General features: G+C 66.6%; 24 protein-coding genes. 15 read left to right on the top strand and 9 right to left on the bottom strand.

Going from position 1 to position 23,509, the window contains the following annotated elements; all coding sequences use genetic code 11:
• Positions 1-17: 17 nt before the first annotated feature.
• A complete protein-coding gene (locus L1088_RS02150) occupies positions 18-1,151 on the top strand; it encodes a VanW family protein (RefSeq protein WP_234553534.1) in 1,134 nt (377 codons plus the stop codon).
• Here L1088_RS02150 and L1088_RS02145 read toward each other — a convergent pair.
• A complete protein-coding gene (locus tag L1088_RS02145) occupies positions 1,093-1,353 on the bottom strand; it encodes a hypothetical protein (RefSeq protein ID WP_038041148.1) in 261 nt (86 codons plus the stop codon). The two genes, L1088_RS02150 and L1088_RS02145, sit on opposite strands and share 59 nt — an antisense overlap.
• Positions 1,353-3,923, bottom strand: coding sequence for a type I DNA topoisomerase (topA, locus tag L1088_RS02140; RefSeq protein WP_234553533.1), 2,571 nt, complete (start codon positions 3,921-3,923; stop codon positions 1,353-1,355). Before topA ends, L1088_RS02145 begins: the two co-directional genes overlap by 1 nt.
• A gap of 396 nt (positions 3,924-4,319) precedes the next feature.
• Between topA and L1088_RS02135 the strand changes: the two genes are divergently transcribed.
• Genes L1088_RS02135 through L1088_RS02120 form a run of 4 tightly spaced genes read left to right on the top strand, consistent with a single transcriptional unit; the run spans position 4,320 to position 7,879 of the window.
• A complete protein-coding gene (locus tag L1088_RS02135) occupies positions 4,320-4,772 on the top strand; it encodes a pilus assembly FimT family protein (protein WP_234553532.1) in 453 nt (150 codons plus the stop codon).
• Positions 4,769-5,140, top strand: a complete 372-nt coding sequence (locus tag L1088_RS02130) for a type IV pilus modification PilV family protein (protein WP_234553531.1) — start codon at positions 4,769-4,771, stop codon at positions 5,138-5,140. The genes L1088_RS02135 and L1088_RS02130 overlap by 4 nt, the downstream gene beginning before the upstream one ends.
• Before the next feature lie 10 nt (positions 5,141-5,150).
• The gene (locus L1088_RS02125; RefSeq protein WP_234553530.1) at positions 5,151-6,077 is read left to right on the top strand and encodes a PilW family protein; all 927 of its coding nucleotides are present in this window, start codon (positions 5,151-5,153) and stop codon (positions 6,075-6,077) included.
• Positions 6,078-6,088: 11 nt separating this feature from the next.
• Positions 6,089-7,879 carry a pilus assembly PilX family protein gene (locus tag L1088_RS02120; RefSeq protein ID WP_234553529.1) on the top strand — a complete coding sequence of 597 codons (1,791 nt, stop codon included), beginning with the start codon at positions 6,089-6,091 and terminating at the stop codon, positions 7,877-7,879.
• Between the two features lie 10 nt (positions 7,880-7,889).
• On the opposite strand, the gene L1088_RS02115 is transcribed toward L1088_RS02120, so the two are convergent.
• On the bottom strand, positions 7,890-9,206 hold the full coding sequence (locus tag L1088_RS02115) for an acetyl-CoA hydrolase/transferase family protein (protein ID WP_234553528.1): 1,317 nt from the start codon (positions 9,204-9,206) through the stop codon (positions 7,890-7,892).
• Entirely contained in the window at positions 9,203-10,264 is a 1,062-nt protein-coding gene (locus tag L1088_RS02110; protein ID WP_234553527.1) for an alanine dehydrogenase, read from the bottom strand. The genes L1088_RS02115 and L1088_RS02110 overlap by 4 nt, the downstream gene beginning before the upstream one ends.
• Positions 10,265-10,351: 87 nt before the next feature.
• Here L1088_RS02110 and L1088_RS02105 point away from each other — a divergent pair, with 87 nt between their 5' ends.
• From L1088_RS02105 to L1088_RS02060, 10 genes are all read left to right on the top strand, one after another.
• Complete coding sequence (locus tag L1088_RS02105; RefSeq protein WP_234553526.1) at positions 10,352-10,834, top strand: DUF456 domain-containing protein; 483 nt, start codon at positions 10,352-10,354, stop codon at positions 10,832-10,834.
• A 3-nt stretch (positions 10,835-10,837) separates the two neighbouring features.
• Entirely contained in the window at positions 10,838-11,092 is a 255-nt protein-coding gene (locus L1088_RS02100) for a glutaredoxin family protein (protein ID WP_206201852.1), read from the top strand.
• A gap of 8 nt (positions 11,093-11,100) precedes the next feature.
• Entirely contained in the window at positions 11,101-11,931 is an 831-nt protein-coding gene (gene lgt / locus L1088_RS02095; RefSeq protein ID WP_234553632.1) for a prolipoprotein diacylglyceryl transferase, read from the top strand.
• A 9-nt stretch (positions 11,932-11,940) separates the two neighbouring features.
• Positions 11,941-13,302 (top strand): bifunctional UDP-N-acetylglucosamine diphosphorylase/glucosamine-1-phosphate N-acetyltransferase GlmU, encoded by a 1,362-nt coding sequence (glmU, locus tag L1088_RS02090; protein WP_234553525.1) that lies wholly within the window; start codon positions 11,941-11,943, stop codon positions 13,300-13,302.
• Between the two features lie 121 nt (positions 13,303-13,423).
• Positions 13,424-13,666: a TatA/E family twin arginine-targeting protein translocase gene (locus tag L1088_RS02085; RefSeq protein ID WP_038048152.1), complete on the top strand. Its 243-nt coding sequence runs from the start codon at positions 13,424-13,426 to the stop codon at positions 13,664-13,666.
• Positions 13,663-14,406 (top strand): twin-arginine translocase subunit TatC, encoded by a 744-nt coding sequence (tatC, locus tag L1088_RS02080; RefSeq protein WP_234553524.1) that lies wholly within the window; start codon positions 13,663-13,665, stop codon positions 14,404-14,406. Before L1088_RS02085 ends, tatC begins: the two co-directional genes overlap by 4 nt.
• A gap of 33 nt (positions 14,407-14,439) precedes the next feature.
• Entirely contained in the window at positions 14,440-15,507 is a 1,068-nt protein-coding gene (locus L1088_RS02075) for a bifunctional 3-deoxy-7-phosphoheptulonate synthase/chorismate mutase (RefSeq protein WP_234553523.1), read from the top strand.
• Positions 15,507-16,448, top strand: a complete 942-nt coding sequence (locus L1088_RS02070; RefSeq protein WP_234553522.1) for a 4Fe-4S dicluster domain-containing protein — start codon at positions 15,507-15,509, stop codon at positions 16,446-16,448. Before L1088_RS02075 ends, L1088_RS02070 begins: the two co-directional genes overlap by 1 nt.
• A 9-nt stretch (positions 16,449-16,457) precedes the next feature.
• The gene (gene mce / locus L1088_RS02065) at positions 16,458-16,850 is read left to right on the top strand and encodes a methylmalonyl-CoA epimerase (protein ID WP_038048144.1); all 393 of its coding nucleotides are present in this window, start codon (positions 16,458-16,460) and stop codon (positions 16,848-16,850) included.
• A gap of 3 nt (positions 16,851-16,853) precedes the next feature.
• On the top strand, positions 16,854-17,198 hold the full coding sequence (locus tag L1088_RS02060) for a VanZ family protein (RefSeq protein ID WP_234553521.1): 345 nt from the start codon (positions 16,854-16,856) through the stop codon (positions 17,196-17,198).
• A gap of 49 nt (positions 17,199-17,247) precedes the next feature.
• Here L1088_RS02060 and L1088_RS02055 read toward each other — a convergent pair whose 3' ends face one another.
• From L1088_RS02055 to L1088_RS02035, 5 genes are read right to left on the bottom strand one after another with little or no spacing between them, the layout of a single operon-like run.
• Positions 17,248-17,931, bottom strand: coding sequence for an SDR family NAD(P)-dependent oxidoreductase (locus L1088_RS02055; protein ID WP_234553520.1), 684 nt, complete (start codon positions 17,929-17,931; stop codon positions 17,248-17,250).
• A 3-nt stretch (positions 17,932-17,934) separates the two neighbouring features.
• The gene (locus L1088_RS02050) at positions 17,935-18,945 is read right to left on the bottom strand and encodes a hypothetical protein (protein ID WP_234553519.1); all 1,011 of its coding nucleotides are present in this window, start codon (positions 18,943-18,945) and stop codon (positions 17,935-17,937) included.
• Positions 18,942-21,419, bottom strand: coding sequence for an LPS-assembly protein LptD (locus tag L1088_RS02045; RefSeq protein ID WP_234553518.1), 2,478 nt, complete (start codon positions 21,417-21,419; stop codon positions 18,942-18,944). Before L1088_RS02045 ends, L1088_RS02050 begins: the two co-directional genes overlap by 4 nt.
• On the bottom strand, positions 21,416-22,459 hold the full coding sequence (locus tag L1088_RS02040; RefSeq protein ID WP_234553517.1) for an LptF/LptG family permease: 1,044 nt from the start codon (positions 22,457-22,459) through the stop codon (positions 21,416-21,418). The genes L1088_RS02045 and L1088_RS02040 overlap by 4 nt, the downstream gene beginning before the upstream one ends.
• A complete protein-coding gene (locus L1088_RS02035; RefSeq protein WP_234553516.1) occupies positions 22,456-23,466 on the bottom strand; it encodes an LptF/LptG family permease in 1,011 nt (336 codons plus the stop codon). The genes L1088_RS02040 and L1088_RS02035 overlap by 4 nt, the downstream gene beginning before the upstream one ends.
• Positions 23,467-23,509 lie beyond the last annotated feature (43 nt).

Below are 23,509 nucleotides of genomic sequence, written 5' to 3'. Positions count from 1 at the left end.
CGTGGTAGATTTCGCCCATGTGGCGTTGGACTCCTTGGGTGTTGCTCTTGGGCCTGGCCCTGGCCCAAAGCGGGGGTGGTTCCCCTGTTTTGACGGCGGTGCTGGTTTTGGAAGAGGACGTTTTGGAGGATGGGGTGCTCCGCACCTACGTGGGGAGCCAGACCTTTCACGTGGCCTCAGAGGCGGAACTTCGGGCCCTTTTGAAGAAGCTGGCCCGTGAGCCTAGGCCCCCCCGCTTTGTGTTGCAGGGGGAACGGTGGCGGGGGGTGGAGAAGAAGGGGTTAACCTTCAGCGAGGCCGAGGCCTTGGCCGCCTACCGCCAAGCGCGGGACGCGGGCAGGAAGAGCTTTGTCCTGCCGGTGCGCTACACCTACCCCACGCCCAGCCTGAAAGAGCTCTACGTGCTGGGGGTGCGGGAGCACCTGGCCACGGGGGAGACCAGCTTCCGCGGTTCCAGCCGAGAGCGCGCCCACAACCTCCTCCTGGCCTCCAGCAAGCTGGACGGCCTCCTCATCCCCCCGGGCAGGTTCTCCTTCAACCAGGCCCTGGGGCCCGTGACCCAGGAGGAAGGGTACAAGGAAGCCTTCGTCATCGTGGGCGACCGCACGGAGCAGGGGGTGGGGGGCGGGGTGTGCCAGGTCTCCACCACCCTCTTCCGGGCCTTCTTCTTCGCAGGGCTTCCCATCCTGGAACGCCATGCCCACAGCTATCAGGTGGCCTACTACCGGCCCACCGGCCTAGACGCCGCCGTGATCCAGCCCTACAAGGATCTACGGGTGCTCAACGACACCCCCGGGTATATCCTGGTGCAACGCTCCGTCCAGGGCGCCACCCTGCGCTTTCACCTCTTCGGCACCAAGGACCGGGAGGTGCGCTGGGAAGGCCCCTTTGTTTCCGAGCGCAAGCCGCCCTTACCTCCGAAGGAGGTGGTGGAACCCTCCCTGCCCCCTGGGACGCGCAAGCAGGTGGACTTTGCCGCCGAGGGGGCAAAGGTGGAGGTGCGGCGTACCGTGCGCTACGGGGACGGACGGGTGAGGGAGGACAAGCTGGTGAGCGTGTACCGCCCCTGGGGGGCGGTCTACCTGGTGGGACCTACCCCACCTCCAAAAGCACCGCCCGCTCCACAGGGAGGAGGCGGTGGGGCTCCGTGAGCCGGGCGGCCTCCCCTTTTTTGAGGTGGAGGTAGCGCCCTTCGGGGAGGTCGATGACCAGTTCCCCTTCCAGAAGGAGGTAAAACCCGCTCCCTTCCCGTTCCACGGGTTCCAAGAGGGTGTAGGCCCGTGCGGGCACCCCGGGCACCTCCACTGGCCCCTGCCGGGCTAGCCGCAGAAGGTGGAGTTTGAAGCTTTCCATCAGGGGGCTACCGTCTCCTTTCTGGCCCGTCCCTTGCGCATGCGCAGTTTGAAGAGGGCCCGCTGGGCCAGCTTGGCGTTTTCCGGGGAAAGAGGCTCGCCAAGGGCCAGGGCTTCCACCGCCCCGCGCTCCTCCGGGGCCAGCTCGTGAAGGAAGGGCTTCAGCTCCTCCCAGTCCGAGGGCGGCTTGGGCGGGGAGGCTCCTTGGCCTTGCCCTTTGGCCTTCCTCCCTGTGCGCCTCGAGGCCGAAGCGGCCTTGCGGCGGGCGGGTTTCCCGCCCTTGGAAGCCGAGGTTGCCTGGGCTTTGGGGAGCGGGATCAGCTTGGGAACATGCGCCGGGCAGGCGGGGTTCATGCAGGCCCCTTGCCCTTTGCCCACCAGCGGCCAGCCACAAGAAGGGCAGGTCTGGTCCAGAAGGGGGTAGAAGGAAAGGAAGTCGCAGGCGTTGCTTTCGCACTTGTAGTAGGGCTTCCCCCGCTTGCTCCGCTTTTCCAGGACCCGGCTTCCGCACTTGGGGCAGGTGTGGCCCGTGGGGGTGCCGTCGTCCCGGGTGTAGTCGCACTCGGGGTAGCCGGAGCAGGCGATGAAGGACCCGTAGCGGCCTTCCTTCCGCACCAAGGGCCTGCCGCACTTGGGGCAGGCTTCCCCGATGGGTTCGGCCTCCTTTTTCCTTTCCAGGGGCTCGGTGTAGGTGCACTCCGGGTAGCCGGTGCACCCCAAAAACTGCCCAAAGCGGCTCACCTTCAGCTCCAGGGGCCTGCCGCACTGGGGGCAGGTCTTCTTGGGCACCTGGCTCAGCTCCTTCAAAAATGGCTCGTAGAACTCCCACACCACCTGGGGCCAGGGGACCTTGCCCTCCTCCACCTGGTCCAGCCCCTCCTCCATCTGGGCGGTGAACTCGTAGGCCACCACCCGGGGGAAGCGCTCCTTGAGGTAGTGGACGATTTGCCGCCCCAGGGGGGTGGGGAGGAGGGTGCGCCCCTTTCGCTCCACGTAGCCCCGCTTCTCCAGGGTCTCGAGGGTAGGGGCGTAGGTGGAGGGACGGCCGATGCCGAGCTCCTCCATGGTCTTCACCAAGGTGGCGTCGGTGTAGCGGGGCAGGGGCTCGGTGAAGTGCTGCTCGGGCCTAGCCTGGAGAAGCCTGGCCTCCGCCCCCTGGGGCACGGCGGGCACCGGGGGGGCTTCCTCCTCGTCCTCCCCTTCCCGGCCCCAGGCCTTCAGGTAGCCCTCAAACCGGAGCACCGAGCCCGCGGCCCGGAAGGTGAAGCGGGGCTGTCCTTGACCCTCCAGCAGGATCACCGTCTGCTCGTAGAGGGCGTCTTTCATCTGGCTGGCCAGGAAGCGGCGCCAGACGAGGTCGTAGAGGCGGTACTCCTCCTCGGAGAGGTATGGGCGCACTCCTTCAGGGGTGCGCCTGGGGTCCGTGGGGCGGATGGCCTCGTGGGCGTCCTGGACTCCCTCCTTGCGGTTGCGGTAGACCCGGGGGGCCTCGGGCAGGTAGGCGGGGCCGTACATTTCCCCGATCGCCTCCCGCGCCAGGGCCACGGCCTCGGGGGAGACGCGCACGGAGTCGGTACGCATGTAGGTGATGAGGCCCACGGTGCCCTCGGGCAGGTCCACCCCCTCGTAGAGGCGTTGGGCGATGCGCATGGTGCGGCTGGCGGTGTAGCCCAGGCGGCTAGAGGCGGCCTGCTGCAGGGTGGAGGTGGTGAAGGGGGGCGGGGGGGATTTGCGCCTTTCCCTGACCTCCACCTGGGCCACGCGGTAGGGGAGGGTTTGCACCCGTTCCGCCAGGGCGAGGGCCTGCGCCTCGGTTTCCAGGTGCAGTTTTCCTTCCTTCTCCCCCTGCCCGGTCCAGAGGCGCTGGCCCTCCACCTCGTGGAGGAGGGCGGGGAAGGTTTTGCCCTGGACTTCAAAGAGGCCCTCGAGGGTCCAGTACTCTTCCCGCCGGAAGGCCTCGATGGCCTCCTCCCGCTCCACCACCAGCCGGAGGGCCACGCTCTGCACCCTGCCGGCGGAAAGGGCCCGCTTGCGGAACTCCAGGGAGAGAAGGGGGGAGAGGTTGTAGCCCACCAGGCGGTCCAGGACGCGCCGGGCCTGCTGGGCGTCCACCAGGTTCTGGTCGATGGGCCTAGGGCGCTCCACCGCCTGGCGCACCACCTTGGGGGTGATCTCGTGGAACTCCACCCTTAGGGGCTCCTTGGGGTCGCGTTCCAGGAGCCTTGCCACGTGCCAGCCGATGGCCTCTCCTTCCCGGTCGGGGTCGGTGGCGATGAGGAGGCGTTTGCCCTGGGCGGCCCGCCTTAGCTCCTCCACCACCGCCTTCTTGTCCCGCTTCACCTCGTAGGTGGGGGCGAAGTCCCGGGCCACGTCCACCCCCAGCTCCCTCTCGGGGAGGTCGGCTACGTGGCCCAGGCTGGCCTTGACCTCGTAGCCAGGGCCCAGCATCTTCTGGATGCTCTTGGCCTTGGCGGGGGACTCTACCACCACCAGGGTGGCCGCTTCTCCTGCCCGAGGCTTGGCGCTGGGGTGCTTCCCAGCCGTGGCCTTGCGGGTGCTTTTGGTCGGCATCGCCCCCTATTTAGGGGCCTCGAGGGGAGGCTTGTCAAGGGCAAGGGGTTCGGGACACAGAGCCAGGGGATACTTCTCTTCACAGCGTTTTCATACGGATGGACTTTGCTGGGAAGGGTGGATTCGTGAGCTTGCTGCGGGTGCGTTGGAAGGCGGTTTGGGGTGGGTGCTGTTCCTGCCGCTCCTTCCCTGCTTGGGTGGGGCAGGCTTCCTTGCAGCGCAGGCTTGGAGGAGCGGGTCCTTTGGGGATTTGGATGCCGGGAGACCCTCTAGGGTTCTATCTGCAAAGGCGAGTGCGTGCGGGAGAGTGCTTATCCCCCAAAATGGGGGAGCGCAAAAGCCATGCACCTGGTAGTCTGAATGAAGGTGAAACCCGTGCGTAACCTTGGGGCAACGTTGGTCGAGCTCTTGGTGGTCATGGGTATCCTGGCTGTTGTGGCGGCCGTGGGGGTGCTGAACCTGCGGCCCTTGGTGGATCCTTTGCAGGACGCTGTAACTCAGGCCGAGGGGTATCTGAAGCAGGTGCGGGCCAAGGCCATGGCCACCACCTCCGCTTACCGGGTGGAATTGGGCCCCGTCGGCTTGAGGGCCTGGTATGCTCCAAGCTGCCGAGCGGCCAACTTCACCGAGGACACGGCGCTCCGTCTGGACCTGCCCGAGGGGGTGCGCCTCGAGGCCCGCTGGGCCCAGTCAGGCCAGGACTTCGCGCCATCGGACTGGGTCTGCTTTACCAGCCGGGGCCTTTTGCTGGGCTCCCAGAGCGAGGAACCTGTGCTGGAGTTTCGGGACGGAAAGGGTCGGGTGAAGACCTTGCGCGTCATGCTGGGTGGGGGGGTGGTGCGGCCATGAGGCGGGGACTCACGCTGGTGGAGGTGCTGGTGGCCCTGGCCATCTTAGCCTTCATAGGCCCTATCCTGGCCGGCTTTTTGGGCTACTTGCGGGTCAACACCCGCACCGAGCTCCGTAGCCAGGCGGTTACCCTGGCCCAGGAGCGCCTGGAGGTACTCCGCTTGGTGGACGTCACCTCTTTGCCCACCAGTGGCTGCCAGGAGGGAACGCAGGTCCGGGGTGGCCGTAGCTACAAGGTCAAGACCTGCTACTGTTCCCAGGCCGCCTTGTGCGGTTCCGGGGCGCGGCACCTGCGTGTGGAGGTGTACTTAGCGGGGGAAACCACGCCCCTATATGCGGTGGAAACCGTCTACACCAAGCTGGAGTGAAGGAGGGAACGTGCGCAAGAGCGGCTTCACACTCATCGAACTCTTGGTGGCCCTAGGGATTGGTGCGCTTCTCCTGGGGCTACTGCTATCCACCACCTTGGCCAACCGCCGTCTCTACGTTTTGGACCAGTCCCGTACCGCCACCAACCAGAACCTCCGCGCTGCCCTAGACCTCCTGGTGGCGGACGTGCGCCAGGCAGGGGAGCGCCTTCCCGCTGACTTTCCGGCGGTGGAGGTGAAGCAAGGGACAGGGGGCGCACCGGATGCGTTGATCCTTCGGCGGAACCTTCTGGATGAGGTCCTGCTCCTCTGCGATCAAAATGGTATCAACGGCAACCAGGACAACATTCCCGTGGCGGCAAAGAACACAAACCAGCTTCCTGAAGCTTATAGGAGCGTGTGCCAGTTTAGGGATGGCGATGGCAATGGTATGGACGACCGCATAGACCGCTGGCGGGCCTTTCGCTGCGCCCAAGATGGGAACCCCGCTTGTGCCACCGGTACTCGCCACGGGGACAAGGTTCGGGCATACCTGTACGACCCGCTGACGGGGCGGGGAGAGTGGTTTGTGTACGATGCGGAGGACCAGTCCGGGGTCAAAATCCATAAGGGAAACGCGGAGCGTTGGCAGAACGCATACCCCTTGGGCTCCCGGGTTTACCTCGTAGAGGAGAGGCGTTACTTCGTGGCAGGCGCCCAGCTAAAGCTGGCCGAGAATGGGGAGGCCGACACTGCTGCCAAGGGTGTGGTGACAGGGGTGAGGGACTTTCAGGTGCGGGCGCAGGCGGGGGGTGCCTGGCTTTCCGGAGACTTTCCGCAAACGGGGCAGTCTTGGCGCGCCCTTCAGGGCTTGGAGCTTAGGCTCAGGGTCCGCGTGGGCCAGGTGGAGCGGGAGCTGGTCACCAAGGCTCTCCCGCGCAACGTGCTTTCCCAATGAGGAGGGACGGGATGCGTAAAGGTTTTGCCCTAGTGAGCACCCTGATCTTCCTGACAGTGCTGATGGCCCTGCTCACCGCCTACTTTGTCTTGACCCGCATAGAACTCGGCACCACGGTGGCCAGCGCCCGCCAGACCACGGGCTTTTACGCTGCCGAGGCAGGCCTCAACCTGCGGGCCGAGGAGGTGCGGCAACGGTTCCTTGGCTACAACCGCCCCTCAGGTACTAGTCCCTCCCCCACGAACCCATGCGAGGGAAGCAACCAAGGCACAGGGGATTTTGCTTGCAAGACCTACACGCTTTCCGGCCGGACTGTGCGCACCTACGTGGTGGAGGCGGCGGGTAACCCACAGAGCGTGACCATCCCTCCTGGGGAACTTTTTGGCGGCCTAGAGGCCCAGGAGTATCGCTATATTCTCTTTTCCGAGGCCATCGGCCCCGACGGACGTACGGAGGCAGTTCTGGAGCTCCAGTTCAAGTCCCGCTTGGTGCCGATGTTTCAGTTTGCTGCCTTTTACAACAAAGATCTCGAGATTCTTCCCGGACCTAATATGACCCTTAATGGCCGGGTGCACACCAACGGGGACCTTTACCTCAACGCTGGGACTGGGAACACCCTGACCATACAGGGCCAGGTGAGCACAGCAGGGCAGCTCTTGCGAGGGCGAAAGGATCAAGATTCTTGCACGGGAACGGTGAACATCCATAGGCCCAATGGCCAGCCACAAAGCCTAGGTTGTGGCTCGGGGGGAAAGAGAAGAAGCTATGCCCAGAGCGAAGTCAGCTCCTGGGGAGACCGCATCATGATTGGAGTTAACCCGGTGACCGTTCCTGCCCCGGAGGAGTTGGACCCCCTTCCGGGTAAGTCCTACTGGGAAAAAGCCGACCTGAGACTGGGACTTGACCTGGGGGTTAATCCGCCAGAGGTGAAAGTGTATAGGGTCTCGGGCGGGACCAACGTCGTGGATGTAGTGGCCACTCAGACCTTGAATAGCTGCAACGCAGTTGGTACAACGGCCTCTTTTTACAACTGGAGGGAGCTGAAAACCATAAGAATGCTCGAGGTGGATCTGCAGAAGCTCTTGGATTGCGTACACGAAAACCCTGTGTCGTTTGGGTTCAGGCTAGATGATACCACCGAGGGAGGTCTAGTCTTCCATTTCACCGTCTTTGGTCCCCAAAGCAATACCATCAACAACTACGGGGTGCGGGTGCGCAACGCCTCGACAATTTCTGCCTCCATTGCGGGAGCACCTCGTCCTCGAGGCCTGACCCTGGTCAGCGACCAAGCCTTCTACATCCAGGGTGACTTCAACAGGGATGACTGGATCCCCACAGCCGTCCTGGCGGACTCCATCAACATCCTGTCCAACAATTGGGACGATAGTAGGAGCAACTTGACGCTCTCCCAACGGGTGGCCAGCGACACTACAGTGAACGCAGCCTTCCTGGCTGGTACGGATACGACTGGGGGGACTGAAGGGGCAGAGGGTCGGGATCGGGGTAACTACAACGGCGGTTTGGAAAACTACCCCCGTTTCCACGAGACCTGGTCAGACAAAACCCTTACCTACCAAGGTTCTTTTGTGAGCCTGGGGACTCCCCGGAAAGTCAATGGAGCCTGGTGCGGCACAGGAGGTAGTGGTACGAATGGGGTGCGGACTTCCGGATGCAACATTTATAACCCACCCATTCGCAACTGGTCCTACGACACCCGTTTTTCCCTTGGGCAGCTTCCTCCTCTTTCCCCACGCTTCGTGTACCTGAAGCAGGAGCGCTTCCTCAGGTACTTTGAGCGTTGAGCCGCGGGCCCTACCCTTGGGAGCTCGGGCGGAACCCCGGATAACTTCGGGGCAGGAGCTTCCGCTCCCAAGCGGCCTTTAGGAGCTCCTCCCGGATATCAGGATGGGCCACCTCGATCAGGGCCAGGGCCCTTTCCCTTAGGGAGCGGCCGAAAAGCTCCGCCACCCCCCACTCCGTGACCACATAGTGCACGTCGGCCCGGGTGGTGACCACCCCTGCCCCCGGGCGGAGGTAGGGGACGATGCGGCTATGCCCCTTGGCGGTGGAGGGGAGGGCGATGATGGGCTTGCCTCCCTCGCTCCGGGCCGCCCCCCGGATGAAGTCCAGCTGGCCGCCGAAGCCCGAGTAGATGCGGGTGCCGATGGAGTCCGCCACCACCTGGCCGGTGAGGTCCACCTCGATGGCGGAGTTGATGGCCACCATCTTGCGGTTCTGGGCCACCACGAAGGGATCGTTCACGTAGTCAGCGGGGTGGAGCTCAAAGAGGGGGTTGTCGTGGACGAAGCGGTAGAGCCTTTCCGAGCCCAGGACGAAGGTGCCGATCACCTTGCCGGGGTGGAGGGTCTTCCGGGCCCCGGTGATAAGGCCCTTTTCGAAGGCTTCCAGCACCCCGTCGGAGATCATCTCCGTGTGCACCCCCAGGTCCCGGCGGCCCTCGAGGCTGGCCAAGACGGCGTCCGGGATGGCCCCGATGCCCATCTGCAGGGTGGCCCCGTCCTCGATGAGGCTCGCCACGTGTTCCCCGATGCGCCTTTCCACCTCCCCGAAGCCCTCCCGCCGGAGTTCCGGCAGGGGCCATTCCATCTCCACGATGGCGGTGAGGCGGGAAACGTGGACGAAGGTATCCCCCAGGGTGCGGGGCATCCTGGGGTTCACCATGGCGATCACGATGGGGGCGGCCTCGAGGGCCGCCTTGGTGGCGATGACCTCCACCCCCAAGGAGCAGAAGCCGTGCTCGTCCGGGGGGGAAACCTGGACGATGGCGGCATCCAGGGGGAGGATGCGCCTTTTGAAGAGCCAGGGCACCTGGTGGAGCATGATGGGCACGTAGTCGGCCCGGCCCTGGTTCACCGCCTCCCGGTCCGTGGGGCCCACGAAGAGGGAGCGGCGACGGAAGTGCCCCTCCATCTCCTCTCCAGCAAAGGGGTCTTCGCCCATTTGCAGGAGGTGAACGAGCTCCACGCCCTCCAGCTCGTCCTTGCGGGCGGCCAGGGCCTTGAGGAGGGGCGTGGGGGTGGCGGCGTTGCCGGAAACGAAGACCCGCATCCCCGATTGGATGAGGCGCACGGCGTCCTCGGGGGAGGTCAGCTTCTTGCGGTAGCTCATTCTAGGTGGCCTCCTTTCTGGCCCAGGAGGAGGTAGGCTCCCTGGCGGAGTTCGGGCACCTTTAAGGGGTCGTCTTCCACCTGCAGGAGGAAGGGGAGGAGGGTGGCGGTGAGGGCGTGGCTTGCGGTGCGGGGCACCAGGGCGGGGACGTTGGGGAGGCAGAAGTGGGTGATGCCCATCTCCTGGTAGAGCCCAGGGCGGCTCGTCTCCGCGATGCCCCCCTGGTCGATGGCGAAGTCCAGGAGGACCGCCCCTGGGCGCATGCGGGCCATGAGATCCCGGGAGAGGAGAAGGGGGGCCCTTTCCCCCGGCACCGCCACCGCCCCCACCAGGACATCGGCGAAGGCGGCGTAGCGCTCCAGACGGCTTTGGGTAATGAGGGCGGTCACCGCTCCCCTGGCTTCCCTGGCTGCCTCCTCCAGGGGCGCGAGCTCCTTGTCCAGCACGTACACCGAGGCCCCCGTTCCCAAGAAGGCCCGGGCGGCGGCCCGGCCCAGCACCCCGGCCCCCAGGATGACCACGTCCGCAGGGGGAATCCCCGGCAGCCCGGAAAGGAGCACCCCGGGGCCAAAGGGAGCCTCCAGAAGCCTTCCCGCAATCTGGGGGGCCAGGCGGCCCGCGATCTCGCTCATGGCCTTGAGGACGGGCCGCTTCCCCTCACCTCCCACCAGCTCGTAGCCGATGGCCGTCAGGCCCTTTTGGGCCATGGCCTCCACCAGGCTGGACTCGGCCACCGCCAGGTGCATAAAGGCCATGACCGTGGCCTCGGGGCGGAGGAGGGCGACCTCCTCGAGGGTGGGCCTTCCCACCTTCAGCACCACCTCGCCTCGCCCAAAGGCCTCCTCCCGGCTCACCAACCGGGCCCCAGCCTCCTCGTAGAGGGCATCGGGGAAGCCCGCCCGCTCCCCCGCCCCCCGCTCCACGTACACCCGGTGGCCCCTTTGGGCCAGTTCCCGCACCCCTTGGGGGGTGAGGGCCACCCTTCCCTCCCGGACCTCTTCCCCAAAGGGGGGAAGGGTTTTCAGGCTCGCGCGCTCCTTGGGCAGGCCAAAGTCCATACCGCCTCCTCGTTTCTGAGCTTACGCGCTTTCCCCAAGGCGGATGTCCCTTGCCCTTCTCATGGCATCCCCGCCTAGACTTTCCCCGTGGAGGCCTTTGCCGACTGGCTCTTTGTGGCCCTCTGGGGAGCGGGGATCTTGCTCACCTTCGTTCCCTTCGTGCCCGCCACCCTCCTCATCCTGGCCGCTGCCCTCCTGCACGAGGCCCTGGTGGGCTTCCAGGAGCTTTCCGTGGGGTTTTGGCTCCTCCTTGGGGCCTTGGCCCTCCTCGCCATGACCCTGGACAACGTGGCCGCCCTCCTGGGGGCCCGGCGTTACGGGGCGGGCCGGGCGGGGCTCTGGGGGGCTTTCCTGGGGGCAATCTTAGGCCTCTTCCTGGGGGCCGTGGGGGTCTTGGTCTTACCCTTCGCGTTGGCCTGGCTTTTTGAGTACCTCTCGGGGCGCAGGCCCGAGGAAGCCCTGAAGGCCGCTTGGGGCACCCTGGTGGGCCTCATGGGGGGCGTGGTGGCCAAGGTGATCGTCCACGTAGCCATGGGAATCCTGGTGATCCGGGCCATCTTTCAAGGCTAAGGTATGCTTTTCCCCATGGACCTGGTCCTCGTCACCCGGGAAGGATGTGGCCTTTGCGAAAAGGCGGAAAGGGCTCTTTGGACCCTGGGAATACCCTATGTGCGCCGGGATGTGGACCAAGACCCCGAGCTCTTCCGCCTTTACACCTTCCGGGTACCCGTGCTTCTTCTGGGGAATAGGGTGCTTTTAGAAGGCGTTTTTGACGAGAAGTCGCTGATGGAGTTGATGCAGAAGCTTCAAAGAGGGGGTGAGGCATGAACCCCACCATGATCCAGATCGGCCCCTTGCGCATCCAGTGGTACGGCTTCCTCCTCACCCTGGCCATCTTCATCGGCTTTGAGCTGGCCAAGCGGCGCCTTAGGGCCTGGAGCCTGGACGCGGAGAAGTTTGAGACCGTGGCCTTTTGGGCCGTTGTCTGGGGGGTGGTGGGGGCCAGGTTGGGGTACGTGCTCACCTCCCCCGGCTACTTCCTGCAAAACCCGGCGGAGATCCTTTACATCTGGCACGGGGGGCTCTCCTTCCACGGGGCCATTTTGGGCGGGGCTTTGGTCTTCCTCTACTACCACCGCCGCTGGGGCTACCCCTTGTGGCCCTACCTGGACGCCGCCACCCCCGGGGTGGCCCTGGGCATCATCGCCGGCAGGATTGGCAACCTCATGAACGGCTCCGACACCGTGGGGCGCCTCACCTCTTTGCCCATCGGCTTCACCTGGCCCGAGTGGGCCAAGGGCTTCCCCGGGGTCTGCCTGGGGATTGACGACATCTCTCAGGTCTACCGGTGCCAAGAGCTGATGCGGGGCCCCGTGCACCTCACCCAGATCTACGGGGCCCTGGTGGGGCTCATCCTCCTTCCCCTTGCCTATTACTGGCTAAAGAGGAGACCCTTCTACGGCTACGCCTTTTGGCATTTTATCCTCTGGTACAGCGTATTGCGCTCCGTGCTGGAAGAGCCCTTCCGTTTGAACCCCCTGTGGCTTCCCGTCTACCGCAACGACGAGCTGGGCATTGGCCTCTTCACGGCTACCCAGGTGGTGAGCCTGCCCCTTATCCTCCTCGCCCTCTACATGCTCCGCCGCCTGGGGCGGGCTTCGCGGTAGGATAGCCCCATGCACGCCCACGTGATCCTGGCCGCGGGGCAGGGGACCAGGATGAAGTCCCGCCTGCCCAAGGTGCTTCATCCCCTTCTCGGCAAGCCCATGCTGGCCTACGCGGTGGAAACCGCCTTAGCCCTGAGCCCGGAGAAACTGGTGGTGGTGGTGGGCCACGGGGGGGAGGAGGTGGCGGCGGCCCTTAGGGACTACCCCGTGGCGGTGGCCTGGCAGAAAGAGCAGCTCGGCACCGCCCACGCCCTCCTGCAGGCGGAGCCTTTCCTCCAGGGCTTCTCCGGTCCCGTGTTGGTCACGCAGGGGGACACCCCCCTCCTGCGCCCGGAGACCCTGAAGGGTCTGCTGGTGAAGGTCCAGGAGGGGGCGGGGATGGCCCTCCTCACCGTGGAGCTTTCTGACCCCACGGGCTACGGCCGCATCCTGCGCCAGGGGGAGGAGGTCTTGGGCAACGTGGAGGAAAAGGACGCTTCCCCTGAGATTAGGGCCATCCGGGAAGTGAACGCCGGGGCCTATGCCTTTGATGGCCTCCTCTTCACGGCCCTCAAGGAGGTGCGCAACGAAAACGCCGCCCGGGAGTACTACCTCCCCGACCTCATCGCCATCTACCGGGCCCACGGGCGGAAGGTGGTGGCGGTGAAGGGCGTGGCGGAGGAGGCGTTGGGGGTGAACACCCGGGAGGAGCTGGCCCGGGTGGAGGGGGTGCTCCTTTCTGCCCTCCGCCGGGAGTGGATGCGGAAGGGGGTGCGCATGATCCTGCCGGAGAGCATCTACCTCGAGCCCACGGTGGAGCTCGCCCCCGACGTCACCCTCTGGCCAGGGGTGGTCCTCAAGGGCCAGACCCGCATCGGGGAGGGGGCAGAGGTGGGGCCCTACGCCGTCTTGGAGGATACGGTGCTGGAACCCAGGGCCCGGGTCCTGGCCCACACCGTGGCCCAGGGGGCGGTGGTGGGAAGCGGGGCGGACGCGGGCCCCTTCGCCCGGCTCCGCCCGGGGGCGGTCCTCCGGGAGGGGGTCCACGTGGGCAACTTCGTGGAGGTGAAGAACAGCCTCCTCCACCCCGGGGTCAAGGCGGGCCACCTGGCCTACCTGGGGGATGCCGAGGTGGGGGAAGGGGCCAACATCGGGGCCGGGGTCATCACCGCCAACTTTGACGGCAAGCGCAAGCACAAGACCCTGATCGGCAAGGGGGCCTTCATCGGTTCCAACAGCGTGCTGGTGGCCCCGGTGCGGGTGGGGGATGGGGCCATGGTGGGGGCGGGGAGCGTGATCACCCACGAGGTCCCGGAGGACGCCCTGGCGGTGGCCCGGGGCCGGCAGCGGAACATAGAGGGCTACGCCCGGCGCAAGCGGGAAGAGGGCTGAGGCCCCTATCCCTACGAAGCCGGGCTGGAGGCCTTGGCGGGAGGATGGGTGGGGGGAGAGCCCAGGGGAATAGGGCGTCAGGGTTCATCCTCCCTTCAGCCCGGGTGCTAAACTGGGGGGTATGAACCTGGGCATGCCGGAAATCCTGGTGATCCTGGTGGTGGCCCTCCTCATCTTCGGGCCCAAGAAGCTCCCCGAGCTGGGCCGCTCCCTGGGCCAGAGCATCCGCGAGTTCAAGCGGGGGGCGCAGGAGATCCGCGAGGAGCTGGAAAAGAGCGTGGACGTTCGCGAGGAGCCGAAGCCTAAGCCCACCCCGGCGGAGGCGGCGCCCGAGAAAGCCGCCCAGGCGGAGGACAAGGCTTGAAGGAAGCCCCCCTGGTCGAACACCTCGAGGAGCTCCGGAGCCGCATCCTCTGGGCCCTCCTCTCCTGGGTGGTGGGCACGGGGGTGGCCTGGAGTTTCAGGGTCCAGCTCCTGGAGTGGCTGAAGCGCCCCTTGGACCTGGCGGCCCAGCAGAACGGCATCCAGGTCAACCTGATCGTTCTGGATATCACCGAACCCTTCTTGGTCTCCCTGAAGGTGGCGGCCTTTGGGGGATTGGTGCTGGCCTTGCCCTTCATCGTCTACCAGGCTTGGGCCTTCATCGCCCCGGGGCTTTACGAGCACGAGAAGCGCCTAGCGGTGCCCTTCCTCTTGGGGGCGGGCTTCAGCTTTGCCCTGGGAGCGCTTTTTGCCTACTACGGCTTCTTGCCCTTCGCCATTCCCTTCCTCCTGGGCTTTCTTGGGGATGTCATCACCCCCCAGATCTCCATCGGCCGCTACATGGGGCAGGTCCTCATGATGATGGGGGTCATGGGCCTGGTTTTTGAGATGCCGGTGGTGAGCTACTTGCTGGCCCGGCTAGGGATTCTTTCCTCCACCTTCCTGGCCCGCAACTGGCGGATTGCCGTGGTTCTTCTCCTCACCCTGGCGGCGGTCATCACCCCCACGGTGGACGTGGTCTCCCTCTCCATCGTCACCGGGCCGCTTCTGGTCCTTTACTGGATTTCGGTCTTGGTGGCCCGGCTGGCGGAGAGGGCCCGCCCCAAGGAAGAGGCCGCTTGACACCTTGAGGCCTTTCGCCCCATACAATAGCCCATGGACGAGCGCATCCTGGCCCTGAGAAGAGAGGTGGACCGGGTAAACCGGGAGCTTCTGCGCCTGCTTTCCGAGCGGGGGAGGCTGGTGCAGGAGATCGGCCGCATCCAGACCGAGCTCGGCTTGCCCCATTACGACCCCAAGCGGGAGGAGGAGATGCTGGCCTACCTCACCGCGGAAAACCCCGGGCCCTTCCCCCCGGAGACCATAAGGAAGCTCTTCAAGGAGATCTTCAAGGCCAGCCTGGACCTCGAGGAGCGCCAGGACCAGAAGAAGTTCCTCTACTCCCGAAAATACAAGCCCGAGCCCACCCGGGTGCGGGTGAGGGACGTGGTCTTCGGGGAGAAGCCCCTCCTCATCGCCGGGCCCTGCTCTATTGAGTCCGAGGAGCAGATGATGGAAACCGCTCGCTTCCTGGCCGCCAAGGGGGTCAGGGTCTTAAGGGGCGGGGCCTTCAAGCCTAGGACGAGCCCCTACGGCTTCCAGGGCCTGGGGGTGGAGGGCCTGAAGCTGGGCCGCAAGGCGGCGGACGCCTACGGCATGGTCTTCGTCACCGAGGTGATGGACACCCGGGACGTGGAGGTGGTGGCGGAGTACGCGGACATCCTGCAGATTGGGGCCCGCAACATGCAGAACTTCGCCCTCCTCAAGGAGGTGGGCCGCTCGGGCAAGCCCGTCCTCCTCAAGCGGGGGCTTGCCGCCACCATGGAGGAGTGGTTCTACGCCGCCGAGTACATCCTCTCCCAGGGCAACGAAAGGGTCATCCTGGCGGAAAGGGGCATCCGCACCTTTGAGCGCTGGACCCGGAACACCCTGGACCTCTCCGCTGTGGCCCTGGCCAAGCAGGAAACCCACCTGCCGGTGGTGGTGGACGTGACCCATGCCGCCGGGCGCACCGACCTCCTGGCCCCCCTGGCCCGGGCGGCCCTGGCGGTGGGGGCGGATGGGGTGCACGTGGAGGTCCACCCCAACCCCAAGGTGGCCCTTTCCGACAACCAGCAACAGATGGACTTCGCGCAGTTCACCCGCTTCCTGGAGGCCCTAAAGGACCTCCTGCCCGAGGGCTGATGGGCCTTTTGGATAACCTCCTGAACGCCTTCTTGAAGGCCACGGACCCCAGGCCCCGCTACACCGAGGCCCGCTGCCTCCTCTACAAGAACAGCGTGGGGGGGTGCGACCGCTGCTACGGGGCCTGCCCCAAGGGGGCGGTGCGCCTCGAGGGGTGGCGGGTGGAGCTGGACGAGGTCCTGTGCACGGGGTGCGGCCTCTGCACCGGGGTCTGCCCCGGCATCGCCCTGGAATACCCTTTGGGGGGCCTCCAGGAGGCCCTCATCCGGGGCAAGGGCCAGATCCGCTGCTCCAAGGCCGAGGGCAAGGGGGAGGAGGTGCTTTGCCTCGGCCGCCTGACCCCTGGGCTTCTGGCCGAGGCGGGAAGCCGCTTTGGCAAGGTGGTCCTGGCCCGGGGGGACTGCGCTTCCTGTAGGATTGGCGGCCCTTCCGTGCCCGAGCACCTCCAGCGCATGGCGGAGGAGGCCCGGCGCTACCACCCGGTGGAGGTGGAGGTGATCCAAGGGGAGCTTCCCGGGGAGAAGGTGGGCCGGCGCGAACTCTTCCAGGCCCTTATGGGCAGCGCCCGGCGCACCGCCGCCGATTTGGTGCCGGAGCTTCCCCTGCCGGAGGAGCCCGAACCCAAGGGCTTTCCCGCGGAGCTTCGCCTGCGCTTTCTGGCGGCAAGCCGCGCGGAAGCGGTGCGCTGGCCCAAAATCCAGGTGGAGGAGGGGTGTACCCTCTGCCCGGTCTGCACCAACGTCTGCCCCACGGAGGCGGTCTACCGGGTGCGGGAGGGGGAGGAGTACGTGCTGCGCCTGAAGGTGGAGGCCTGCACCGGGTGCGGGGCCTGCGTGGAGAGCTGCCCGCCCCAGGTGATCCGCCTCGAGGAGGCCCCCAAGGCGGAGGTGGGGGAGGAGCTGGAGCTTTACCGGGGTAAGCCCCCCTGGTACGACCTGTAAAATCCCCTCATGCGGCTACACCACGTGGGCATCGCGGTGGAGGACCTGGAGGAGGCCAAGGCCCGCTACCTTTCCCTGGGCTTTACCCCTGTGGCCGAAGGGGAGGTGGCGGCCCAGGGGGTGCGGGTGGCCATGCTGCGGGGCGAGGGGGAAACCCTCTTGGAGCTTCTGGCACCCCTGGGCCCTGATACCCCGGTGGGGCGCTTTCTGGAACGGCGGGGCCCCGGGCTCCACCACCTGGCCTTTGCCACGGGGCAGATTGAGGAGGACCTCGCTCGGCTAAAAGCGGAAGGGGCCAAGCTGATTGACGAGGTGCCCAGGCCCGGCTTCGGCGGGCACCGGGTGGCCTTCCTCCACCCCGCCTTCGGGCTCGGGGTGCTTTGGGAGCTGGTGGAGGCGTAGCCGGTGCGCCCCCTGCCTCTCCTCCTGGCCCTGGGGCACATGGGCCTCCTTTGGTGGCTTTCCAGCCAGCCCGCCACCGGGATGGGCCTGCCCCACCCCTGGGACAAGGGGGCCCACTTCCTGGCCTACCTGTTCCTCGGCCTCCTCCTGCGCCTGGGCCTTGGGCGCTTCTTACCCGCCTTCCTCCTCGCCGCGCTTTACGGGGCCTTGGACGAGTGGCACCAGAGCTTTGTGCCGGGGCGGGAGGCCTTCGGCCTGGACCTCCTGGCCGACGCCCTGGGGGCCTGGGCGGGGGCTAAGTACCCCGTCGTGGCTTGCACCACGACGGGGGCCCCAAAGAGGCGATAAGCAAGCCGCTTTGGCTTTAGCCGATGGGGCAGCCCTTGTGCGCGGGTGCTTAGGCTGGGGGGTAGATGGGAAGCTCCAGAAGCCTTCCGCCTTTAGCCCCTGCCGCCAGCACGATGGCCTCGGCCACCAGCTCGGGGGCGATCCAGCGGCTGAAGTCGGCCTCGGGCATGGCCTTCCGGTTGGCCTCGGTGTCCAGGGTGCCCATGGGGTAGAGGATGAGGAAGCGCACCCCCTCCACCTCTCCCTGGAGGGAGCGGAGGAGGCTGGCCAAGGCGGTCTTGGCCATGGTGTAGAGGGCCCTTCCCGGCCCCGCGCCCGTCCAGGCGGGGCCGGCGGCGATGGCGGCGAAGAAGCCTTCCCCCCGCCCTTCCATGTAGGGCAAAACCGCCTGGAGGAGGTTGAAGGCGGTGCGCAGGTTCAGGTCCAGCATCCAGTCGTAAAGCCCAGGGTCCGAATCCAGGAAGCGCCCGGCGGCGAAGCCGCCCACGGTGTGCACCACCCCGTGGAGGGGAGCTTCTCGCTCCACGAAGCGGGCCAGGGCCTGGGCCTCCTCCAGGCGGGTGAGGTCGGCCACAAAGGTCTTCGCCCCGTAAGTTCTGGCCCGCTCCGCCATCCTTTCCTCCCGGGGATCGGAGAGGAAGAGCCTAGCCCCTGCCCGGTGCAGGGCGGGGATCACCGCCCGGGCCAAGGCGCCCCCCGCCCCCGTGACCAAGAAGGCCTTGCCTTGCAGCATGCCTCATTCTACGGGGATGAAGGCCAGGGATTGTGGGGAGAAGCCCAGGGAGAGGCTCCGCACGAGGACGGGGGCCGAGGGCACCAGGTCGTAGACCTCGAGGCCCGTCCCCTGAACCAGGTAGAGGTAGCCGTCCTGCCCCACCAGGCCGGCGGTGTAGGTCTTGAAGGGTTGCTGGGGGCCCGGGTCCTTGGGGAAGAGGACCTGGAAGCCCTGGCCGTAAGCCACCCCTCCCCCCACGGGGTCCAGGGCCAGGCGGCTGGGCTGAGGAAAGTCCCCCAGCACCTTGCGGCTGGTGAGGGCGTTGCCTTCCAGGACGTAAAGGCGCACCTCCGTGGCGGTGGCGGCAAGCCCCAAGAGCCTGCCCTGGTTCCGGTCCGCCTGGAGGTCAAAGGGGCCTTGGGAAGTCAAGGGGTCCAGGGGCTTTTCCAGGCTGGGGGTGCCCGTGGGGTTCAGGGCAGGGCGGTAGCCCATGGCCTGCTGGGTCAGGTAGCCCAGGAGGTCCTGGGCCCCCTGGGGGAAGAGGGCCAGGCGCACCCCGTTCCCCGGGGGCAGGCCGGTGAGGTCGGCCTCCTGGAGGGCGCTCAGGTCGGAGAGGGCCAGGAGGAAGGCCCGGCCCGCGGCGGGGCAGTGGGCGAGGAGCCGGCCCTGCCCCAAGCGCAGGTACCCTCCGGTGCAGTCCGCAGGAAGGGAAGCCAAGGAGGGGGTCCCCTGCGGGGCGGCGTCCGCCGTGAAGCCCGTGGTGTCATAGGCTTCCACCCGGTCGGGGAAGAGGAGGTAGAGCTTTTGAAAGGCGTTGCTATAGGCCAGGTCCTGAAGACCCGGGGTGCTCCAGGTGGCCACCGGGTTGACCCCTCCCCCCTGGAGGTCTTGGGCCCGGTAGAAGCGCACCTGGTCTTGACCGCCCGCTGCCACCAGGGCCGGCAGGGGAGGTTCCTGGCTTCCGGTGCAGGCGGCAAGGAACAGGGTCAAAAGGGGTCCTAAGGCGTACGTGAGCCGTTTGCGGTGCCTCATGGCGCACCTCCCAACCTCACCCCCTCCTCGGAGAGGAGAAGCCCCGCCGCCTGGCCTCCGTAGAGGAAGGCTAAGCCCATGGCGCCCTTTTGGGCGTCTAGGGTAAAGCGCAGGGCCCAGCAGCAGCGGTCCAGGACCAGGAGGAAGCGGGGCTTCAGGGGGGTTCCGGGGAGGTCTTGGGTGAGGAGGGCCGCAAGGTGAAGCTTGGTGTTCTCCCGGCCCAAAAAGGTAAAGGTGGGGCCGAAGTTCCGCAAGGCGAGGCTGTACCCCTCAGGGGTGCCCGCCTTACGGGTGTAGGTGAGGCTTCCCGAGAGGGAAAGCCCGGGGATGGCCCCTTCCCCTGCTTCGTCCGCGGGCACGGGCTTCCAAAGCTCCATGCCGCCGCTGAAGGTGGCGTCCTTGAGGTAGATGTCCCCGTCTTCCGCCTCCGGCAGGTGCAGGTTGGCGTTTAGGCGGAAGCCCACCTCAGGCAGGGCTTGGGTGAGGCCGAGGCGGAGGTTGGTGGCCCGGAAACCCTCCTGGTAGCGTCCGGTAAGCTGCAGGTCCCAAAGGGGCCCCGGGGCCACCCCTGTCCGGTAGCCCAGGGCGTAGGCCAGGGTCTTGGGGTCCCAGGTGGCCTGCAGGGAGAGGCTTTGCGGGCCCAGGATGGCCTGGCCCTGGAGGGTGAGGGTGTCCCGCTGCCAGTCCCGCCTTCCCTGGAGGGTGTAGGCGGCGGCCCCTTCCCGGAAGGCGAAGGTGAGGTCCGTGGTCAGGGGCCCCTCCCCGTTCAGGCCCTGGCGGTGGGTCAGGTTCAGGCTCCCCCCCGGCAGGGCGTAGCCCGCCTGGAGGAGGAGGGGGTCAAAGAGGGCCTTGGCGTGGTCGTAGCGGAGGCTAGCCCTTAAGGAGAAGGGGTAGGGGGTGAGGCTGCCTTCCAGGCGGGTTTCCAGGGGGCCTTCCCCCTCCAAGCCCCTGCGGTGGGCTAGGGTGAGGGCGTAGCCCTGGTCCTGGAGGGCGGCCTGGGCCTCGAGGGGCAGGTAGCGCCCCACCTCCAGGTCCCTTCCTGCCTTCAGGCTGAGGAGGAAGGGCTTTTCCTGGAAGCCCAGGCTAAGGATGGCCTGGTGGCTTCGCCGCTGGGGCAAGGCGTCAAAGCGGAAGGGAGTTTCTCCCTCCTGGACGCTTCGGGCATAGCCCACCTCCATGCTGAACCCACCCAGGCTTTGCCGCAGGCTGGCCGTGGTGGTCCAGTCCACCTGCCGCTCGGGCTCCCCATCAGGGTTTTGCGTGGTGTAGTAGAAGCCCCGGAAGCGGTTTTCCGCCCGCAAGCTGGCCCCGGGCCAGGGGGTGAGGGCGAGGCTTTCGCTGTGGGCAAGAAGGGCCCTTCCCGCTTCCGCGTAGGACCCCAGGGCCCGGGCGGAGCGGTTTAGGGGGTTGGTCTCCGCCAGGTAGCGGCCCACGGCCAGGCTCGCTTGCACGCTGAAAGGCCCTTCCCGCAACACGGGGCTTTGCACCTCCAGCTCGGGCAGGCGCTGCAGGGTGCGGGGGGGTGGAGTGGTGGGGTCGTGGTCCAAAAAGCCCTCCACCCTCAGGGCGTAGCGCCACTCCCCTGGTGTGGGGGTGCCGGGGAAGAGGCTTTCTAGGCGGAAGCGGGAGAGCTTTTCCCGGGTATCGTCCCGCTCCAGCAGGGCGCTTAGGGAAAACTCCCGCCGCTTTAGGGCGTACTCCCCCCGGTACTGGAAGGTGTCCGGGGGGGTGTGGAGGAAGAAGTAGCGCTCCTTGGCCTCCCCGGTGCCCACGTGGTCAAACCCAAACCCGTAGCCCCGGCCCTGATAGTAGGAGAGGAGGGTGAAGCCCAGGCCGAAGTCGGCCACGTAGGGTAAAGCGGCCTTCAGGTAAAAGCCCCCTTCGTCCTGGCCCACCTCAAACCGGGGCCGGCGCTCCGAGAGGAAGAGGAGGAGGACGGGAAGTTCCAGAACGGGTTTCTCCTGCACCAAAACCACCACCCCTCGGGCCACCACCCGGTCCCCCGGGTAGAGAACGATTTCCCGGGCGCGGAAGGCGTAGTCGGGCACCTCCTGGCCGCAGGAGGCGCAAGGGGTGGCGTAGCCGTTTTCCAGGAGGATGGCCCCTGCCACCCGCTGGCAAAGGGGGCCGGTGAGCAGGAGGTCCTTGGCCTCGATGCGCACCTCGAGGGCATCAAAGCTTTCATCGGAGAGGTCGATCTGCAGCTCCTCCGCCTCCACCAGCCGGCCCTCCCCGTCCCGGTAGCGCACCCCCTGGGAGAGGAAGAGGAGCCTACGGGTTCGGAAATAAGTGACCCTTCCCGCCTCTAGGGTTTCCCCATCCCGCTCCAGGCGCACGGGGTTCCCCGTGAGTACATAGACCTCCTCCTCCCCTTCTAGCCGAAGCTCCAGCTTCTCCGCCTCCAACACCTTTAAGACCTTCTCCTGGGCCAAGGCCGGGAGGAGGAGGAAAAGGAAGGCCAAAAGCCACCTCACCTTCGCCCCCCCAGGAAAAGGAAAAGCCCTAAGGCCCCGTAGACCAGGTTGGGCCCCCAGGCGGCCAGGAGAGGGTCTAGGGCGTTCTGCTCCCCCATGATCCGCCCCACGCTCCAGGTGGCGTAGTAGAAGAAGGTGAGGACCGCCACCCCCACAAGGCCCAGGCTCCTTGAGCCCCCCAGGAGGTAGAAGGCCAGGCCCACGGCGAAGAGGGCGAAGACCAGGCTGGCCGCGGGCTCGGCAAAGCGGCGGTAGTAGGTGGTGGCCTCGAGGCCTGCCTTCACCCCCATGGCCTTAAGCCTTTCCACCTCCTGCTTAAGCTCCCTTAGGGTCATGCGGTTGGCGGGGTTCTGCCAGGGCTCAAAGGTGAGGTCCTTAAGGACCAGCTCCCCCTGCTGGAAGCGGGTGAGGGTGCGGGGGCGGTCCCCCTCGTAGGTGATGCGAAGACCTCCCTCTACCCGCAGAACCCCTCCCCCAAAGCTTCCCCGCTCTGCCAAGAGCACCTCTTCTTGGGACAGCACCCGGAGCTTTCCGATCCGGTCCCCCGCCACCTCCCCCACGTAGACCACCCTTCCCTTGGCGTCTTGGAAGGAGGTGCCGGGGCTGAGGAGGGCCCTAGGCCTTTCCAGCACCTGCCGCCGCAGGAGGTCCTGCCCCTGGGCCAGGGCCTTGGGCACCAGGCTTTCCCCCAAAAGGAAGCCCAAAAGGGCCAGAACCCCTCCCAGGGCCAAGAAGGGGAAGAGGACCCGCTCCCGCCGGATGCCCAAAGCGAGAAGGGCTTTCAGCTCCGAGTCCTCGGCCAGGCGGGAGAGGAGGAAGAGGAGGGCGAAGAGGTAGGCCACGGGGGCTCCCCGGACCAGGGCCTCGGGGGTGCGGTAGAAGAGGTAGAGGAGAAGGGTGTAGGGATCCGCGCCCTTGGCCACCAAAGGGGCCAGGACCTCGTAGACCGCCCCCGCCAGGAAGAGGAGGACGATTACGAGAAGCCCTCCGCCGAAGAGGGCCAGGGCCTCGCGCAGGAGGTAACGGTCCAGGGTCTTCACCTAAGCCTCCAGGTGAGGAAGAGGGCCAAAAGCCCGTAAAAGGCGTTGGGGAGGAAGGCCAAAAGGGGGTTCACGTCGTAGCGGGCAAGCTGGGCGCTTAAGGTCCACAGCACGTAGTAGCCGAAGATGAGGAGGACGATGCTGAGGAAGGCCCAGGCCGCCTCCCGGAAGGAAAGCCCCAAGGCCGCCGCCACCAGGCCCAAGAAGAAGCCCCCGAGGGCATCCGAAAGCCGGCGGTACAGGGCGAAGCGGGCGCTGGGCTCCACCCGGCTCCTTTCCCAAAGCTCCCTGAGGGTGGTGGAGTCGTAGGGATCGCGGGAGCCCAGGCTTTCCTTGGGGCGGAACTGGGCGGGAAAGGGAAGGGTGCCGGCAAAGGGCTTGGGTTTTCCCCCCTCCAGGACGTATCCCCGAAAGTGCCACCCCTCCTTGTCCCAGACCCCTTCCTGGGCGCTGTAGACCCGGCCCCTTTCGTCCACCACCCGGAGGCCGTAGAGGCGGTTTTGCCCCACCTCGGGCCGCACCTCCTCCGCGTAGTAGACCCCGAGGCCCTCCGCGGCGTAAAGTTGCTTGCGTAACACCCCGCTTAGGCCTCCTTCCCCGTAGAGGAGCCGGGCCAGGTGCTGGTCGTAGGCCTCGAGGGCCCGGGGGCGCAGCTCGGCCAGGTTGAGGAGGTTGAAGAGGCTCACCAGAAGGGCCAGAAGGGCCAGGGGTTTCAGAAGGGCCCAGGGGGGTACGCCGGCGGCGTAGGCGGCCTTCAGCTCCGATTGGCGGATGAGGCGGGCCAGGCCCACCAGGATGGCGAAGACCAGGCCCAAGGGAAGGGCCAGGCTTAGGGTCCAGGGCAGGCGGTAGAGGATGAGCTTGGCGATGGCCTCCACGCCGGCTCCCCGGCTTAGGAGCACCCCCGAGAGGCTGGAGAGGAGGTCAAAGGTGAGGAGGACCACGAAAAGCAGGACCCCCACCAGGTAGGGGACCAGGACCTCCTTGAGGACATACCGGCCCAGCACCAGGCCGAGTATACGGGTCTAGGATGAGAAACAAGGGCAGGAG

It is taken from the genome of Thermus caliditerrae, assembly GCF_021462525.1.
Classification (GTDB): domain Bacteria; phylum Deinococcota; class Deinococci; order Deinococcales; family Thermaceae; genus Thermus; species Thermus caliditerrae.
The sequence above is the reverse complement of the archived record's forward strand: the minus strand, read 5'-3'. Positions and strand labels throughout refer to the sequence as shown.